Source organism: Xylanimonas ulmi, assembly GCF_004216535.1.
GTDB lineage: Bacteria > Actinomycetota > Actinomycetes > Actinomycetales > Cellulomonadaceae > Xylanimonas > Xylanimonas ulmi.
Window position 1 is genome coordinate 3,539,546 of record NZ_SGWX01000001.1, and the last position, 17,376, is coordinate 3,556,921.

The following is a 17,376-nucleotide window of genomic DNA, read 5'->3' on the forward strand; positions in this document are numbered from 1 at the left end:
GATCTGGTAATCGAGGCACGCCGAGGCTCGAAGTCCCTCGGCACTCTCGCCGGGACGCCCTCGCCGGGCCGCAGCACCACCGCGGACCGAGGAGAGCGCGTCGCTCCGGGAGACCAGGAAGGCGAGGCATCTCCAGTGACCAGACAAGTCGTCAACACCGACCGACGAGGCCACTGGAGCGCGGCCCGTCGGCGCCTGAGCGCGCCGCTCGCGCTCGCCGTCATGCTCGCGCTCGCCGTCGTCGCTGTGGCCGGAGGCCTCTTCGCCACACCCGAGCAGGCGCGGGCGGAGAGCGGCCCGGCCAACAGTTGGGTGCGAGGCGAGCAGACCTGGTACGCGTACGTCCAGGCGGGAGAGACCTTCTCCGCCGACTTCACCTTGACTGGTCAGGATGCGGGGGTGGGTTGGGGCGACAACTCCCGCGTTCAGGTGAAGGATCCCCAGGGCAACGTGGTCAAGACGTGCGACTTCACGTATAACTCCACGAGGGTGACGGAATGCAGGTACACGTCAGGCCCTCAGGCGACTGCGGGCGTCTTCAGTGTGTCGCTCGGGAAGCTCCCGGGGAACACATCTTCGAGCCCCCTTGGTCGGCCGATCCTCGCATGGGATGTCAGCGTGACGCACGGAGCGGAGCGAAAGTCTGGCCGCGTCTGGTCCGAGCAATTCGTGATGGAGGACTCGCCGTCGACGCCTGTCGACCTGACGCTCTTCTACCAGACGGTGTCAGGGTTCACCTATCGGGCGGATCATGTGGGCATGGTCGGGATCGCCTCGCGATACGTCTCCAGCGCCTTCGGGAACGTGCACGCTGAGGACGTCCCAGGAGAGGGTCAGCCGAAGAAGTGTGACTCGGCCTATCAGTCGATCCCCAACAACTCTCTGCGGGGGAGCAACAAAAACCTCGCGCCGGGGTACAGCGAGCTCGGGATTCCGGCCGACAAGACGGGATGCAAGTTCACGCCGTTCAAGATCTTCTTCGAGGAGCCGAGTAAGGATCTTCCTGCCGAAGCGACCCTGCCCGGAAGTGACTCGCCGGCCTGGCTTCGCGACGCGCCCATGGAAGCCGAAGACGTCCAGGTGACTGACTTCACGTTCGAGCCCGCGTCGCCGGGCTCCCGTGCCGGGACCATCTCCTTTCGGATCCCGCGGCACGAGGGCGTCGCGCGCGTCCAGGTCGACGTCAACGACAACGGCGAGTTCGACGACGAGAACGACCGCGAGTTCCAGACGCGTGTCCTGGCCGGACAGGACGGCAAGGGCGAGCTGGTGACGATCGCGTTCAACGGCATGGACGCGAAGTCCGTTGCGATCGCGCCGACCACACCCCTTGCGGTGCGCGTCACCGTCGACAGGATCGGCGAGGTTCATTTCACGGCCATCGACCTCGAGGTGCTCGCAAACGGCCTGAAGGTCGAGCGCCTCAACGGATGGCAGCCCGGCCCAAGCGGCCTGTCCTGGGACGACTCGATGATCGAAGAGCAGCACAACGGCGCCGTCAAAAAGTGCTCCAGGACCGCCGCGACCACGGGAGATGGGGTGGACAGCAGCCAAGGAGTGCACGGCTGGAACGAGTGCGAATCCGGCACCAACGTCGAGCCGTGGACCTCTCCGAACCCTGGGCACATGGGCTCCTGGGGCAATCTCGCCGCGATCGACAACTGGACGAGCATCCCGGTGGACCACGAGATCATCGTCGAGATCCCCGCGTTCAAGATCTCCAAGACGTCCAGCCCCGCGACGGGTGCTGCCGTCACTCCGGCCGAGCGGATCGAATACTCGATCACGGCGGAGCCCGTGCAGTACTCGCATCCGGGTGACGTGAACGCCTCGAACCCCAGGTGGGTCCCGGCCACCACGTGGAGCGGGCGGTACGTCGACTCCGCCGCCTCGGTCGCCGACGGCGCCACCATCGACTGGGATAGCCTCAAGAGCTCTCCCGCGGCGCACAGCAAGCTGGAGCCGAACACGACGTCGAACCAGTTCACATGGACCGGCGAGGACGTGCCGATCGGCCCGCCCGTCGTGACGAGCTACAGCGCGACGGTCAAACCGGTGGCCGAACAGGGCGAGTCGGGTCTGCTGCACAACCGGGCCGACATCCAGGCGTCGAACTTCGAGCAGCCCAAGGAGTGCATCAAGGATTTGTGCGGCGAGACGAGGCACGCCCTGCTGGAGGTCGAGAAGTCGTCGACGCCGACGGACGGGCAGGACGTCGCCCCCGGGCAAGAGGTCGCGTACACGATCACCTTCACCAACCGAGGCTCACAGAGGGCGCCCGTCGACTATGAGGACCGCATCGCGGACGTCGTGGACGAGGCGGTGGTGAACGCCGCCTCCCTCACCGCGACGAACGGACTGACGGCCGAGTGGAACGCTGAGGGGACGATCATCAGCGTGAAAGGCGGGCTGCCGGCGTCGAACGCCTCCGGGCCGGCGACGGGGACGGTCACCTACACCGTGAAGGTCAAGGACGCAGGGTTCAAGAACGGCACGCTGCGCAACTACGTCGTCAGGCCCACTGCGGACACCCCCGAGGCGTGCGACCCGAAGGACGTGCTGTGCACCGAGCATCCGATCACGGGCGGCTACACGGTCACCAAGACCTCCGATCCGGAGTCCGGCGTGTACGTCTCGCCTGGCAACGTGGTGAAGTACACCGTCACCGCGGTCGGGACGGGCACCGGCGCCACGGGCATCTCCCTGACCGACGACCTCACGAACGTCCTCAAGCACGCGAACTTCACCACGGAATCGGCGTCCCTCAAGGTCGGGAAGGCTGACCCGGCGCCGGTCAGCGACCCGGGCACGGAGCAGAAGCTCGTCGCGGGCCCCTTCGACCTCGCGGAGGGCGAGACCGCGACTCTGACCTACGAGGTCGTCGTCAAGCTCGACGCCTGGTCGAAGGCCCTGGCCAACGTGGTGACCGGCGTCGACGAGAATGGCAAGCCGCCCGCGACGTGCGACCCGTGCGCCACGCGCACGCCGGTGACGGCGCGCATCGAGATCCTCAAGGTCGGCCGCGGGATCAACGGTGCGGGCCCGCTGGGAGGCTCGGCCTGGACGGTGCACAAGGACGTCGCCGGCGCGATGGGCGCCGAGTTGGAGTCACCGCGAGTGACGCCAATCTCCGTCGACGGGCAGGTGCAGGTCGGCAGGTTCGAGTTCACCGAAGCCCTCCCGGGCACGTATTGGTTGATGGAGACCCAGACGCAGGCCGGCTTCTCACTCCTGGCGGCGCCGGTGCGGTTCGTCATCGGCGACGACGGCACTGTCAGCCTCCCGGACCAGCTCGCCCATGGCCAGGCCGTGTCCGTCGCGGGAAATAGTGGCGTGGCAGTCATCACGGTGGAGAACACCGCGGCGGTCATCCTGCCCCGCACCGGCGACTCGACGGGCGACGGACCGCACGTGATGGTCGGCGCGAGCGTACTCGTGGTCGCGATGTCCGCCATCGCGCTGCGCGAGCTGCGGCGCCGAGGCGCCGCAAGGACGCGGCGCGCATGAGGCCGGACTGAGCGGCGCCGCACGTCGGTCGAGCCTGTCGAGTGGTCTCGACAGGCTCGACCGACGGGGGTGCGGCTCGTGCGGGGCGTCAGCGGCGGGCGGTGGTCCCCGCGCCCAGACCCGCGGAGATCAGGTCCATGACCGAGCTGTCCGCGAGCGTCGTCGCGTCGCCCACGGCGCGGTTCTCGGCGACGTCGCGCAGCAGGCGGCGCATGATCTTGCCCGAGCGCGTCTTGGGCAGCTCAGGCACCACGAGGATGCGCTTGGGCTTGGCGATCGGCCCGATCTGGCTCGCGACGTGCTGGCGCAGCTCCTCCTGCACCGCCTGCGCGCCCTCGGGCGTCGCGGCCCGGTCGGCGTGCTCCCCACGCAGGATCACGAACGCGACGACCGCCTGCCCCGTCGTGTCGTCCGAGGCGCCGACGACGGCGGCCTCCGCGACGATGTCGTGCGCGACGAGCGCCGACTCGATCTCCGTCGTCGACAGGCGGTGGCCCGAGACGTTCATGACGTCGTCGACGCGACCCAGCAGCCAGATGTCGCCGTCGTCGTCCCTCTTGGCGCCGTCGCCCGCGAAGTACAGCCCGCGGAACCGCGACCAGTACGTGTCCTCGTAGCGCTGGCGGTCGCCCCAGATGCCGCGCAGCATCGCCGGCCACGGCTCGGTGAGCACCAGGTACCCACCGCCGCCGTCGGGCACGGGGTGGGCCTCGTCGTCGACGACGTCGGCGCTGATCCCCGGCACGGGGACCTGCGCGGACCCCGGCTTGGTGGCGGTGACGCCCGGCAGCGGGCTAATCATGATGGCGCCGGTCTCGGTCTGCCACCACGTGTCGACGATGGGGGTCTTGTCGGCGCCGATGACGCGGCGGTACCACATCCAGGCCTCAGGGTTGATGGGCTCGCCCACCGACCCGAGCACGCGCAGCGAGGACAGGTCGTACGCCGCGGGGATGTCGTCGCCCCACTTCATGCAGGTGCGGATCGCCGTGGGCGCCGTGTACAGGATCGAGACGCGGTACTTCTCGATCAGCTCCCACCAGCGGCCCCGGTGCGGGGTGTCGGGCGTGCCCTCGTACAGGACCTGCGTGGCGCCGTTGGTCAGCGGCCCGTAGACGACGTACGAGTGCCCCGTGACCCAGCCGATGTCGGCGGTGCACCAGAACACGTCGCCGTCCTTGAGGTCGAACACCGTCTGGTGCGTGTAGGCCGCCTGCGTGAGGTATCCGCCCGTGGTGTGCAGGATGCCCTTGGGCCGGCCCGTGGTGCCCGAGGTGTAGAGGATGAACAGCGGGTGCTCGGCGTCGACCCACACGGGCTCGTGGAACGTGTCGGCCGACTCCAGGGCGTCGTGCCACCAGATGTCGCGGCCTGGCGTCCAGGCGGTCTCCTGACCGGTGCGGCGCACCACGAGCACGTGCTTGACGGTCTCGGCGCCCTCACCCGCCAGCGCCTCGTCGACCGCGGGCTTGAGCGCCGACGGCGCTCCGCGGCGGTAGCCGCCGTCGGCGGTGATGACGAGCGTGGCCTGCGCGTCGGCGATGCGCGAGCGCAGCGCGTCGGCCGAGAACCCGCCGAAGACGACGGAGTGCGGCGCGCCGATGCGCGCGCACGCGAGCATCGCGACGACCGACTCGACCAGCATCGGCAGGTAGATGACGACGCGGTCGCCCTTGGACACGCCCAGCGCCGCGAGCGCGTTGGCGGCGCGTGCGACCTCGCGCTGCAGGTCGGCGTAGGTGACGGTCCGGGTGTCGCCGGGCTCGCCCTCGAAGTGGATGGCGACGCGGTCGCCGTGGCCGGCCTCGACGTGCCGGTCGACGGCGTTGTAGGCCGCGTTGAGCGTGCCGTCGGCGAACCAGCGCGCCACGGGCGCGTCTGACCAGTCGAGGGTCTGCGTGAACGGCGTGTGCCACGAGATGAGCTCGCGTGCCTGGGTCGCCCAGAAGCCGAGCCGGTCCGCCTGAGCGGCGTTGTAGAGGCTCGCCTGCGCGTTGGCCGCGGCGGCGAAGTCGGGCGCCGGGGGGAAGGATCGGGTCTCGTGGAGCAGGTTCTCGAGGCCTGCGGTCTCAGGCTGCGGAGTAGTCAACGGAGAAACCTCCTGCGTCGTCGCGAACGACCCCGCTCCGTCGCGGTGCCGCGTTCGCGAGTGTAGACCGTTGAGTGACAAGCGTCACAAGCCCTTGGGCGATCGCAGGATGAGATCACACCGCCGAGCCGCACCCCTGAGGCCGCGCGGTTCCTAGGGTGGGTGGCCGTGAGCCTCCTGTTCGAGCCCCTGCGCCTGCGCGACCTGACCGTCACCAACCGTGTGTGGCTGGCGCCCATGTGCCAGTACTCCGCGCGCGACGGCCTGCCCGGCGACTGGCACCTGGCGCACCTCGGCGCCCGCGCCGCGGGCGGGTTCGGGCTGCTGATCACCGAGGCCACCGCCGTCGTGCCCGAGGGGCGGATCACCGCCCACGACACGGGCCTGTGGGACGACGCCCAGATCGCCGCGTGGCGCCGCATCACCGGGTTCGTGCACGAGCAGGGCGCGGCGATCGGCGTGCAACTCGCCCATGCGGGCCGCAAGGCCTCGGTGCACCGGCCGTGGGCGCCCGTGCAGGGCACCGTGCCGGGGGCCGAGGGCGGATGGCCCACGCTCGGCCCGAGCGAGCAGCCCTTCCCCGGGTACGCGGCGCCTGCCGCGATGACGAGCGAGCAGGTCGCCGCCGTGCCCGAGCAGTTCGCCGCCGCGGCCCGCCGCGCGCACGCCGCGGGCTTCGACGCCGTCGAGCTGCACGCCGCGCACGGCTACCTGCTGCACCAGTTCCTCTCGCCGCTGACCAACGACCGCAGCGACCGGTACGGCGGCACGCCCGCCAACCGCGCGCGCCTGCTCATCGAGGTGGCCGACGCGGTGCGCGCCGTGTGGCCCGACGGCAAGCCACTGCTGGTGCGCGTGTCCGCGACCGACTGGGCCGACGGCGGACTCCAGGCCGACGACGTCGCGCAGGTCGTCAAGGAGCTGCGCGCGCACGGCGTCGACCTCGCCGACGTCTCGACGGGCGGGTTGGTGCCCGCGACCGTCCCGACGGCGCCCGGGTACCAGGTGCCGCACGCGCGGACGGTCCGCGAGGTGGCCGGGATCACCACCGCCGCCGTCGGCCTCATCACCTCGGCCCACCAGGCCGAGCAGGTGCTCGTCGTCGGGGCCGCAGACGCCGTGCTGCTGGGACGCCCCGCGCTGCGCGACCCGCACTGGCCGTTGCGCGCCGCGCGCGAGCTGGGCGACGCCGTCGCGTGGCCGCCGCAGTACCAGCGCGCCGCGTGGCGGTGAGGGTGCGCGATGCGGCGGTGAGCGGCGCGGGCGCGGTGTGGGCTTGTTGAGCGGGATGCGTGGCGAGACGCACGACTGCGGCACCCGGGAGTCGTAGTCGACCGGGTGCCGCCATCGCCGGTGGGCACGGGTAGCAGGCGCCTGCGTCCTGCTCCGTTACGGGACCTGGCCCGCCGGAGTGTCCTCGAAGGGGACTACCTTGGCGTGGGTTCCGTGCCCTGCCGATGTGTTGCTGTCCCTCAATCAGACGCCCGTTCAGGCCTTTCCGCAAGGCGGGCTGTCGCGCCGTGATCGACCTCTCGCCCGGAGCACCTCAGCGGTGCCTCAGCGCCCGCCAGACCAAGAACCCGACCGCCGCGGCGGTCAGCACGCCCAGCACCCCGAGCACCGGCGTCGGCGGACGCAGGTTGGCGCGCAACGCCACGGGACGGGAGAACGTGAGCGCGCCCCAGCCGCGCTCGGCCGCCAGGCGGCGCAGGCTGCGGTCGGGGTTGACGACGAACCCGTGCCCGACCGCCTCGAGCATGGGCGCGTCGGTGACCGAGTCGGTGTACGCGTACGAGCGCGTCAGGTCGTAGTCGTGCTGGGCGGCCAACTCGCGGATCGCGATCGCCTTGTTCTCGCCGTACGCGTAGAACTCCATGTCGCCGGTGTACTTGCCGTCCTCGACGCGCATGCGGGTCGCGATGACGTGGTCGGCGCCGAGCACCGCGGCGATCGGCTCGACCAACTCGGCGCCCGACGCCGAGACGATGACCACGTCGTGCCCCAACTCGTGGTGCTCGGCGATGAGGTCGACGGCCTCGGCGTAGACGTACGGGTCGATGACGTCGTGCACGGTCTCCGCCACGATCTGGCGGACCTTGTCGACGTCCCACCCGGCCGCGAGCTCCGACAGGTGCTTGCGCATGCGCTCGGTCTGGTCGGCGTCAGCGCTGCCCACCACGAACAGGAAGTGGGCGTAGGCGGTGCGCAGCACGTCGACCCGCGTGACCAGTCCACCCTCGTAGAACGGGCGGGACAGGGCCGCCGACGCGCTCGTGGCGATGATCGTCTTGTCGAGGTCGAAGAATGCGGCGGCTCGGCTCACGAGGCCGAGCCTATCCGCGCGTCCCGCGCGACGCGGTAGGCCGAGTGGGTCGGGGTCGATCCCGTCCGGCCGGGGGTCCCCCACGTCGCGCGGTGCGCCATGGGGGCCGACCCCGGCGTGGGCCCCGCAGGGCCCGCCGCCCGGGCTTTTTGCGCAGGCCTCTGCACGGGCCTCTGCGCCAGGCCGCTGCGCTGGTCGTGGCGAGGTGGCGGGTGGCGCAGGCGCGACCCCCAGGCAGTCGCCGCCGGAGGTTGTGCACAGACCGTCCGCGACGCCGCCCGCCGACCCGGCCGCCGAGGTCAGGGTGAGCGCATGGGACAGGGAACCACGGCGCTGGTGGCGGTCGTCGGCGCGTGCGGAGGGGCAGGCGCCTCCAGCGTCGCCGCGGCGCTGGCACACGGGCTGCGGAGAGCGCGCGGGCGTGCGGTGCTCGTCGACCTCGACGCGGGCGGGCACGGAGTCGAGGTGCTGTTGGGCGTCGAGGACGAGCCCGGCGCCCGCTGGCCTGAGCTCGCCGGCGCGCGCGGCGACGTCGACGGCCGCGACCTGCTCGCCGCCCTGCCCCGCTGGGGCGCGGTTCCGGTGCTGTCCGCGAGCCGCCTGAGCCCCACCACGCCCGGCGACGACGTCGTGCTCGACGTGTGCTCGGCGCTCCTGCGCGCGGGCGAGGCCGTGGTCGCGGACCTGCCGCGGCCGGGCGCGTGGACTTCCGCCGCGCGGGCGCTGCTCGCGGACGCCGACGACGTGATCGTCGTGGCGCCGTCGACGCTGCCGGGGGCGGCGGGCGCCGTGGCCGTCTCGCGTGCGCTGGCCGGTCTGCCCACCGACGCAGGCATGGGGCGCACACGCCTCGTGCTGCGGGGGCGGGCGCCCGGACGGGTCGACGCCGCAGACGTCGAGGCCGTGACCGGGCTCGACGTCCTCGCCCGGGTGGGTGAGGACCGGGCGCTCGCCGCGGCCGTCGAACGCGGGCAGGGGCCGCGCGTCGGACGCGGCACCCGGCTCGGCAGGCTCGGCGCCCAACTCGCCGACGCGCTGACGTCACCGGGCGCCGACGCGCAGAGGCGACGGCGGTGAGCGGGCCGCTCCGGCCGGAACGGGGCCCCAGCGACGTCGCCGCCTTGGACCCGAGCCTGCTCGACGATGTGCGCGGACGGATCGGCTCGCGCGATGTGGACGACGCCGCGCTGGGCGCCGCGCTCACCGCGAGCGGACGGGTGCTCGGGTCGGACGCGCTGCGCGACCTGACCCGCGCGGCGCGCGCCGAGCTCACGGGGGCCGGCCCGCTCCAGCCGCTGCTGGAGCTGCCCGAGGTCACCGACGTGCTCGTCAACGGCCCACGCGACGTGTGGGTCGACCGCGGGCACGGCGTCGAGCGCGTCGACGTCGACCTCGGCACACCAGGCGCCGTGCGGGCGCTGGCGGTGCGGCTCGCCGCGCTCGCCGGGCAGCGGCTCGACGACGCGGCGCCCGTGTGCGACGGACGGCTTCCGGACGGCACTCGGCTGCACGCCGTCGTCGAGCCCATCGTGCCCAGCGGGGCGGCGGTCTCACTGCGCGTGCTGCGCCAGTCGACGCTCACCCTCGATGCGCTCGTGGCGCTGCGCGCGGTCCCCGCGGGCTGGGAGACGCTGCTGCACGGGCTCATCGCGCGGCGCGCCAACGTGCTGGTCTCGGGCGGGACGGGGACGGGCAAGACGACCCTGCTGGCCGCGCTGCTGGGACTGGCGCTGCACGACGAACGGCTCGTGGTCGTCGAGGAGGCGCGCGAGCTCGCTCCCGCGCACCCGCACGTCGTGGCGCTCGTGACGCGCCGGGCGAACGTCGAGGGCGCCGGAGCCGTGGGCCTGACCGAGTTGGTGCGCGCCGCACTGCGCATGCGGCCCGACCGGATCGTCGTAGGCGAATGCCGCGGCGCCGAGGTGCGTGAGGTGCTGCTCGCCATGAACACCGGGCACGACGGCGGCCTGGCCACCTTGCACGCCAACGCCGTCGAGCACGTGCCCGCGCGCCTGGAGGCGCTCGCGGCGCTCGCGGGCATGCCCCGCGATGCGGTCGCCGCGCAGGCGGTCGCGGCCGTCGACGTCGTGCTGCATGTGCGGCGCGAGCGCGGCAGACGGTTCGTGGCGGCGCTCGGGGTCGTCGACCGCGCCGACGACGGCTTCCGTGTGCGGGCGGCGGCGCGCTGGGACGGGCAGGCCGCGCAGGCGTGCGTGGCCGACGCGACGGCCTGGGAGCAGGTCCTGGCGAGGTGGGGATCGTGACCGCGAGGTGGGGATCGTGACTGCGGCGGGTGGCGGCGCCCAGGCGGTCGTGCTCGGTGTCGCGGTCACCTTCGCGGTGTGGGTGGGCCTTGACGGCGGGGGACGGCGTGCGTGCGACGTGCTCGGGCGCGCGCCGGGTGGGCGCGGGCGACCCGACGGGCCCCGCGGTGCGGCCCGGGAGCCAGCGACGCCGCTGCGGACCGGGGACGCCAGCGGCCCGCAGGCGTGGCGGGCGACCGCGCTGCGCGTGGTCTCGGCGCGCCGAGGCGGCGCCAGCCGCGACGAGGGAGCGCGCGTACGCGTCGTCGTCGCGCAGGTCGTGGCGCTGCTGCGAGCCGGGGCGCCGCCCGGCGCCGCGTGGACGCGCGCCGCGGGCGTGCCGGTCGACGGCCTGGGCGTGCCCGAGGCCGCGGCGCTCGCGACCGTGGTCGGCGACGCGCCAGCCCGGGCCGTCGCGGCGGCGACGCGGCTGGCGCTGACCGTGGGGGCGCCGCTCGGGCGGGTGCTTGAGGCCGTCTCGGACACGCTTGCGGCACAGGCCGAGTCCGACGCCGAACGCGAGGCCGCGCTTGCCGGTCCGCGCGCGACGGCACGGGTGCTTCTGTGGCTCCCGGCCGTGGGCGCGCTGCTCGGCTGGGCTCTGGGAGCAGACCCGTGGGCCGCCGCCACCGATGGGGGGCCAGGCACGGCCGCGGTGGCGGGTGGGCTCGTGCTGCTCGCCGTCGGGCACTGGTGGACCGGGCGCCTGGTCGAGACGGCGCGGCGCGTCGAGGAGGCGACGTGACCGGCGCGGTCGCGGTCCTGGCGGGCGCGCTGGGTGGTCTGCTCGCCGCCTCGCCGTGGCTGCTCACGACCGCGGGAGTCCGGCGGCGGTGTGGCCTGCTCACCGTCGCGCCACCAGCCCGGCGCGACGACGACGTCGTCCCTGCCGACGTGCCGGTGACGCTGGAGTTGCTCGGCGCCGCGCTGCGCGCGGGGGCCGGAGTGCCGCGCGCCCTGGAGGCGGTGGGGGACGCCGTCGGCGGCGGTGACGGCGCCGCGCTGGGCGCCACGGGGGCGGCGCTGCGGCTGGGCGCGTCCTGGTCGCAGGCATGGGGCGCGGCGCCCGGCCGGCTCGACGTCGTCGCGCGGGCGCTGCGCCCGGCGTGGGAGGAGGGGGCCGCGCCAGCCGCGGCGTTGCGCGCGGCGGGCGAGGAGGTGCGGCGCTCACGTAGGGACGCGGCGCGGCAGGCCGCGGGCCGCCTCGCCGTGCGGCTCGTGCTGCCGCTCGGCGCGTGTTTCCTGCCCGCGTTCGTGCTGGTGGGGCTTGTGCCGGTGCTGCTGGCGTGGGGATCGGGGCTGGCGTCGGGATGACGGCCGGCGCCCACGGGCGTCCCGGCGGCCGCCGGGACGAGGCAAGCGCGGAGGCGAGGGCCGCCGCGCGGACGAGAGGGGATGTCATGGAGAGGGACACGATGGTCAGGACGAACGGGATGAGCCGAATGAATAGGGCGAGCGGGACGGGCGGCACGGGCGGTGCCGACAGGGCCGTCGACGGGCCGGAGGCGGGTATGGCGACCGCGGAGTACGCCGTCGCGACGATCGGAGCCGTCGGGTTGGCGGGGCTGCTCATCGCGATCCTCAAGAGCGACATGGTGCGTGGCCTGCTGGAGGGCATCATCACGTCGGCGCTCTCGGTGGTGTGAGGCCGACGTGACGAGAGTGCGGGCTTGCGCGGCGTCGGCAGGATCGCCCGTGGGGGTGGGGCGGGTCTCACGGACGGCCGAGCGCGGCGCCGTGACGGACGCGCGCGGCGCCGTGACCGCTGAGCGCGGCGCCGTGACCGCCGAGCTCGCCGTCGGACTGCCCGTCGTCGCGCTGCTGCTCGTCGCGGTGCTGACCCTCGCGGCCGCGTCCGGCGCGCAGCTTCGCGCGACGGACGCGGCCCGCGCGGGGGCGCGGGCCGTCGCCATCGGGCAGGACGACACGCAGGTGCGCGAGGTGGTCGCCCGGGTCGGCGGCGCCGGGGCGACAGCGCAGTTGCAGCGCGACGGGCCGTGGGTCGTCGTCGAGGTGTCACGGCCTGTCGGCGATGGATGGTTCGCCCACATGCCGCTGCGCGCGCGGGCGCAGGCGACGGCGTGGACCGAGCCGTGACAGGGCGCGTGGACCGAGCGGTGACAGGGCGCGTGGACGGAGCCGTGACAGGGCGCGTGGACCGAGCCGTGACCGTACGCAGGGGCCGAGCCGCGCACGGCGCCGGGCGCGGCCCGGCGCCGTGGTCGGGGACGGTGGTCGTGCGCCGCCGCGAGTCGGGCTCCGAAGGCGGCGACACGGGCGCGGAGCGGGGCGCCGGGACGGTGCTCGTGCTCGGGTTGGCCGCTGTCGTGCTGACGCTCGGTCTGGCGTTGGGCGCCCTCGGAGCGGCGCAGCGGGCGCGCAGCGCCGCACAGGCGGCCGCCGACCTGGGCGCGCTCGCCGCCGCGAGCGCCCTGCGTGCCGGGCTCGACCCGTGCGCCACCGCCCGGGACGCCGTCGAGCGCAACCACGGCCACCTCGAGTCATGCGAGCCCGAGCGCGGCGGCGTCGTCGGGATCACCGTCGGGCGGCAGGTCCCCGCGCTGCCGACCTGGGCGGGAGGCGTCGCCCGGGCGGAGGCCCGCGCCGGACCCCGCTCCGCGCCGGACCCCGCCTCGGACGCCGCGCGGTGGCGCGGGGTGGGGCAATCAGCTCGGGTTGACTCCGAACATCGCCGCGCGCTCGTGGATCAGGCGAGCCCGGCCCAGACGCGGCTTGTCGGAACCGTCGCGGATCACGCCGCCGGCGGCCTCGAACTCGGCGAGGAAGTCGACCGCCCACGCGACGTCCGCCGGGGACGGGCTGAAGCACTCGTTGACCACCGCGGGTTGATCGAGGTCGAGGCAGATCTTCCCCGTCATGCCGAGCGCGACGGCGTCGCCCGACTGCTCGCGGACCAGCGGGTGGCTCACGCCGACCGTCGGGCCGTCGATCGGGCCGGTGAGCCCGCCGATACGTGACGCCGTCACGAGCCGCGAGCGGGGATAGGCCATCGCGAGCGGCTCGTTCGCGGCGCCCGTGTCGCGGCGGTAGTCGCCCGAGCCGAACGCGAGGCGGAACACCCCGGGAGCGCGGGCGATGGACACGGCCTCCTCGATCCCGAGGGCCGACTCGACCAGCGCGATCACAGGCACCGTGCCGCCCAGGCGCTGCACCGTGTCGACCACCTGGTCGGCGCTCTCGGTCTTGGCGAGCATGACACCGCGCAGGCCGACCGCGTCTCGCAGGGCGCGGACGTCGTCGGCCCAGGCGTCGCAGGCGCGCTCGTTGATGCGCACCCACGCGCGGCCACCACGGCCGAACCAGTCGAGCGCTTTGGCGCGGGCCACGTCCTTGAGCGAGACGTCTACGGCGTCCTCGCAGTCGAGCACCACCTGGTCGGCGCGAGAGAGCTGTGCCGCGTCGAACACGTCGTCGCGCAGGGCCGACAGCAGCAGCCAGGAGCGGGCGTGGGTGGGGCAGACGCGCGCGTCCTCGCGGGAACGGCGCCGTTCGTCGAGTGGGATGTCCACGGTCACGGACGGACAGTACGCCTCGGGCCGGTCGCCGGGCGGCAAGACCCGAGATGGGGGGCGAGGGGTCGATCCCACGTCCGCGGTTCTGGTCGGGGTCGGCTTCGGTCTGCCCTCGGTCTGCCCTCGGTCAGCTCGGCGCGTGCGCGAGCACGGCGTCGAGGAGCGTGACCGCCGCGGCCTTGTCGAGCGGGCTGTTGTAGGTGCCGCACTTGGGCGACTGCACGCACGCTGGGCAGCCGTGATCGCACGGGCACGCGGCGATGGCGTCGCGGGTGGCCCGCAGCCACACCGCGCCAAGGTGGTAGCCGCGCTCGGCGAACCCGGCCCCGCCCGGATAGGCGTCGTAGACGAACACGGTCGCCTGGCCGGTGTCGGCGTGCAGGTCGGTCGAGATGCCGCCCAGGTCCCACCGGTCGCACGTCGCGAGCAGGGGAAGCAGGCCGATCGACGCATGCTCGGCGGCGTGCAGGGCGCCCGGGACGACGTCGGGGTCGAGGCCCGCGGCGCGCAGCACGAAGTCGGGCGCCGACCACCAGACGGCCGTGGTCGGCAGCGAACGCTCGGGCAGGTCGAGCGGCTCGGTGCCGAGCACCTGCAGATCGGGCAGGCGGCGGCGCTCGAAGCTGACGACCTGGCTCGTGACCTCGACCGGGCCCAGACCCCACGTGATCGGGCCCCAGGCGCGGGTGACCGTGGAGCCCGCGGTGGTGGAGTCCGCGGTGGTTGAGCCTGTCGAAACCACGCCGGCGGATGAGGTGGTTTCGACAGGCTCAACCGCCGGGGGTGGGGGTGGGGTGGTTTCGACGGGCTCAACCACCGTCGGATCCACCATCGGGGCGTCCTCGATGGCGATCGTCATGACCTCGCGCGACCACGTGCCGTGGTCGACGTCGCGGCGCACCACGAGCGCGACCCGGTCGGTCAGGTCGAGGTGGTCGACGACGAACGTCGCGCCCTGGTGCACGTACACCGCGCCGTCGTGCACCTGACCGTCGGCAGACCCGGCGTCGACCGTCCCGAGCAGTCGGCCCGTGGGCGCCTCGACCACGCGCACCGGTCGCCCGCCCGACCCGCGCAGGTCGGCCATCGAGGCCGCGGGCTGCGCGTGCGTCCAGTACCAGCCCGATGGCCGGCGGCGCAGCGCCCCGCCCTCGACGAGCTCGTCGAGCACCGCCCGCACGTGCCCCGGCTCGCCGAAGCGGGCCAGGTCCTCGGTGCGCAGGGGGACCTCCTGCGCGGCGGCGCACAGTTGTGGGGCCAGCACGTATCGGTTGGCCGGATCGAACACGGTCGCCTCGAGCGGCGCGTCGAACACCGCCTCGGGATGGGTCACCAAGTAGGTGTCGAGCGGGTCCTCGCGCGCGACGAACGCGACCAGCCCGTCGGCCCCGGCCCGCCCGGCGCGCCCCGCCTGCTGCCACAGCGACATGCGGGTGCCCGGCCAGCCAGCGATGAGCACCGCGTCGAGTCCCGAGATGTCGACGCCGAGCTCCAGCGCGTTGGTCGTGGCCAGGCCCAGCAGCGCGCCCGTGCGGATCGCCTGCTCCAACTCGCGGCGCTCCTCGGGCAGGTACCCGCCGCGGTAGGCGGCCACCCGCCGGGACAGGTCCGTGGACACCGGCCGCAGATGGTCGCGCGCGGCCTGCGCCACCGATTCGGCGCCGCGGCGCGAGCGGGTGAAGGCGAGGGTGCGCGCCCCATGCGCGGCCAGGTCGGCCAGCAGGTCGGCGACCTCGGCGGTCGCCGTGCGGCGCGGGTGGTCGGACCCACCCTCCACCGTGACGACAGGCGCCTGCTCACCCTCGGCGTGGCCGGGGTCGAGCGGGTCGGGCAGCAGCCACGGGTCGTCGTCACCCACGCCCGCCCCGGCGCCCGCCCCGGCGCCCGAGCGCGTGAACCCCGACGACGCCACCTCGGGCGGCTGCCACAGCGCGACGGTCCTCCGCCCCGACGGCGAGGCGTCCGCGACCACGGCCGCGACGTCGTCGGCCCCCACCCCGAGCAGGCGCGCGGCGCTCGCGGCGGGCTCGGCCGACGTCGCGCTCGCGACGACGAAGGTGAGCGTGCCGCCGCGGTGATGCTCCACGAGCCGGGCCAGGCGCCGCAGCACCAGCGACACGTGCGCGCCGAACACGCCGCGGTAGGTGTGCCCCTCGTCGACGACGACGTAGCGCAGCGCCCGCAGGAGCCGCGCCCACCGGCGGTGGTTCGGCAGCAGCGAGAAGTGCAGGAAGTCGGGGTTGGTCAGGACGACGTCGGCGTAGTCCTGCGTCCAGCGGCGCTCCTCGGTGGGGGTGTCGCCGTCGCACGTCGCCACGCGCAGGCCGCGGCCCGCGCCGTCGGGCATGGCGGCCAGCACGCGTTCGAGAGCGGCGAGCTGGTCGGCCGCGAGCGCCTTGGTCGGCGACAGGTAGAGCACGGCGCCGCGCCGCTGCGCGGGCAGGTCACGCCCGACGGCGGTCAGGGCGGGCAGCCAGAACGCGAGCGACTTGCCCGAGCCGGTCGACGTCGCCAGCGCGACGTGCCTGCCCTCCCACGCCGCCGACGCGGCGACCGCCTGGTGCGCCCAGGGGCGTTCGACGCCGAGCGACCGATACGCCGCGACCAGCGCCGGGTCGGCCCACGCGGGCCAGTCGGCGCTGACGCCGGGGCGTGCCGGCAGCGTGCGCACGTGCGTCAGCCGGTCGGCGCGCGCGCCGCCCGCGAGCAGCACGTCGAGCAGCGGGTGGGCGGCGACGTCGGACACCGGGCCATCCTCGCAGGGTCGGGGTCGGCGTCGGGACTGGGGTGGGGCCGTTCGGGTGGAGCCGGATCGGTGGCTGACGCCGCGGCTCAGCGCGTGGGCGATCCGGCCTCGGCTGTGAGGTGGCCCGCGACGAACGGGTCGACGACGGCGTGGTACGCGTCCGGAGCGTCGCGCCGGACGCAGTGCCCGGCGCCGTCGACGAACGCCGTCGTGATCAGCGGGTTGCGCGCGTGGGCGACGAACGGCGACAGCGCGCCGTGTGTGGGCGCCACGCACAGCGTCGGGACCGCGACCTGCTCCAGCAGCGCCGGCCAATCGCGCTCGGGCAGCTCCAAGCGGTCGATCATCGCCCGCTCGACGAGTGGCTTGCACGCGGCCCAGGCCACGACCTCACGCTGCGACCACGGCGTCTCGGCGCGCATCCGGGCGACCTCGGCGTCGATCCCGTCGGTGAAGGCGTCCAGGAGTCGGTGCTGCTCGGCGCGGAACTCGGGCAGCGTGTCGTTCTCGTCCACCTGCGGCAGCGGCGGGTCCTCCAGCACGGCGGCGCGCACCAGGCCGGGGGTGTCGAGCACCGCGCGCAGCGCGAGGTGGGCGCCGAGGGAGTGCCCGACCAGCACGGGCCGGGATGGGAGCGAGCGCAGCAGATCGAGCAGGTCGCCCAGCCACACGTCGGTCACGCGCGGCGCCCGTGGGCCGAACCGCGGCGAGGAGCCGTGCCCACGCAGGTCGACGGCCAGCAGGCGCCAGCGCTCGTGCCAGCGCTCGACCGCGTCGGGCCAGGTTGTGCCCGCGTCGGTCAGGCCGTGGACGAGCACCACGCAGGGCGCGTCGGGCGGGCCGGACGCGTGGACCGTCATCGGTGACACGGTGCC

13 protein-coding genes and 1 pseudogene are annotated in these 17,376 nt (G+C 74.2%); 9 read left to right on the forward strand and 5 right to left on the reverse strand.

What is annotated here, in order from left to right; genetic code table 11:
* Positions 1-135: 135 nt before the first annotated feature.
* Positions 136-3,507 (forward strand): prealbumin-like fold domain-containing protein, encoded by a 3,372-nt coding sequence (locus tag EV386_RS16265; RefSeq protein ID WP_130416343.1) that lies wholly within the window; start codon positions 136-138, stop codon positions 3,505-3,507.
* 88 nt (positions 3,508-3,595) lie between these two features.
* Here the strand turns inward: EV386_RS16265 and acs are convergent, their stop codons facing one another.
* Positions 3,596-5,596 (reverse strand): acetate--CoA ligase, encoded by a 2,001-nt coding sequence (gene acs / locus EV386_RS16270; protein WP_130416344.1) that lies wholly within the window; start codon positions 5,594-5,596, stop codon positions 3,596-3,598.
* A 168-nt stretch (positions 5,597-5,764) separates the two neighbouring features.
* On the opposite strand from acs, the gene EV386_RS16275 reads away from it, so the two are divergent.
* Positions 5,765-6,829: an NADH:flavin oxidoreductase/NADH oxidase gene (locus tag EV386_RS16275; protein ID WP_130416345.1), complete on the forward strand. Its 1,065-nt coding sequence runs from the start codon at positions 5,765-5,767 to the stop codon at positions 6,827-6,829.
* A 313-nt stretch (positions 6,830-7,142) separates the two neighbouring features.
* Here EV386_RS16275 and EV386_RS16280 read toward each other — a convergent pair whose 3' ends face one another.
* Positions 7,143-7,919, reverse strand: coding sequence for an HAD family hydrolase (locus tag EV386_RS16280; protein WP_130416346.1), 777 nt, complete (start codon positions 7,917-7,919; stop codon positions 7,143-7,145).
* Positions 7,920-8,231: 312 nt separating this feature from the next.
* Here EV386_RS16280 and EV386_RS16285 point away from each other — a divergent pair, with 312 nt between their 5' ends.
* The 7 genes and pseudogenes from EV386_RS16285 to EV386_RS16315 form a co-directional block, all read left to right on the forward strand.
* Complete coding sequence (locus EV386_RS16285; RefSeq protein WP_130416347.1) at positions 8,232-8,996, forward strand: CpaE-like family protein; 765 nt, start codon at positions 8,232-8,234, stop codon at positions 8,994-8,996.
* Entirely contained in the window at positions 8,993-10,183 is a 1,191-nt protein-coding gene (locus tag EV386_RS16290; protein WP_130416348.1) for a TadA family conjugal transfer-associated ATPase, read from the forward strand. Before EV386_RS16285 ends, EV386_RS16290 begins: the two co-directional genes overlap by 4 nt.
* A gap of 16 nt (positions 10,184-10,199) precedes the next feature.
* Positions 10,200-10,967 (forward strand): type II secretion system F family protein, encoded by a 768-nt coding sequence (locus tag EV386_RS16295; RefSeq protein ID WP_242608011.1) that lies wholly within the window; start codon positions 10,200-10,202, stop codon positions 10,965-10,967.
* Positions 10,964-11,536 (forward strand): type II secretion system F family protein, encoded by a 573-nt coding sequence (locus tag EV386_RS16300; protein ID WP_242608012.1) that lies wholly within the window; start codon positions 10,964-10,966, stop codon positions 11,534-11,536. Before EV386_RS16295 ends, EV386_RS16300 begins: the two co-directional genes overlap by 4 nt.
* A gap of 119 nt (positions 11,537-11,655) precedes the next feature.
* Positions 11,656-11,868 carry a DUF4244 domain-containing protein gene (locus EV386_RS16305; RefSeq protein WP_242608013.1) on the forward strand — a complete coding sequence of 71 codons (213 nt, stop codon included), beginning with the start codon at positions 11,656-11,658 and terminating at the stop codon, positions 11,866-11,868.
* 49 nt (positions 11,869-11,917) lie between these two features.
* Positions 11,918-12,319, forward strand: coding sequence for a TadE family type IV pilus minor pilin (locus EV386_RS16310; RefSeq protein ID WP_242608014.1), 402 nt, complete (start codon positions 11,918-11,920; stop codon positions 12,317-12,319).
* Positions 12,259-12,774: pseudogene (locus tag EV386_RS16315) on the forward strand (Rv3654c family TadE-like protein); the annotation flags it as partial. The gene EV386_RS16310 and the pseudogene EV386_RS16315, both read left to right, overlap by 61 nt.
* 114 nt (positions 12,775-12,888) lie before the next feature.
* On the opposite strand, the gene EV386_RS16320 reads toward EV386_RS16315, so the two are convergent.
* The 3 genes from EV386_RS16320 to EV386_RS16330 form a co-directional block, all read right to left on the reverse strand.
* Positions 12,889-13,746 (reverse strand): HpcH/HpaI aldolase/citrate lyase family protein, encoded by an 858-nt coding sequence (locus tag EV386_RS16320; RefSeq protein ID WP_165400036.1) that lies wholly within the window; start codon positions 13,744-13,746, stop codon positions 12,889-12,891.
* Positions 13,747-13,882: 136 nt separating this feature from the next.
* The gene (locus EV386_RS16325; RefSeq protein ID WP_242608015.1) at positions 13,883-16,501 is read right to left on the reverse strand and encodes a DEAD/DEAH box helicase; all 2,619 of its coding nucleotides are present in this window, start codon (positions 16,499-16,501) and stop codon (positions 13,883-13,885) included.
* An 86-nt stretch (positions 16,502-16,587) separates the two neighbouring features.
* Positions 16,588-17,361: an alpha/beta fold hydrolase gene (locus EV386_RS16330; RefSeq protein WP_165399975.1), complete on the reverse strand. Its 774-nt coding sequence runs from the start codon at positions 17,359-17,361 to the stop codon at positions 16,588-16,590.
* Positions 17,362-17,376 lie beyond the last annotated feature (15 nt).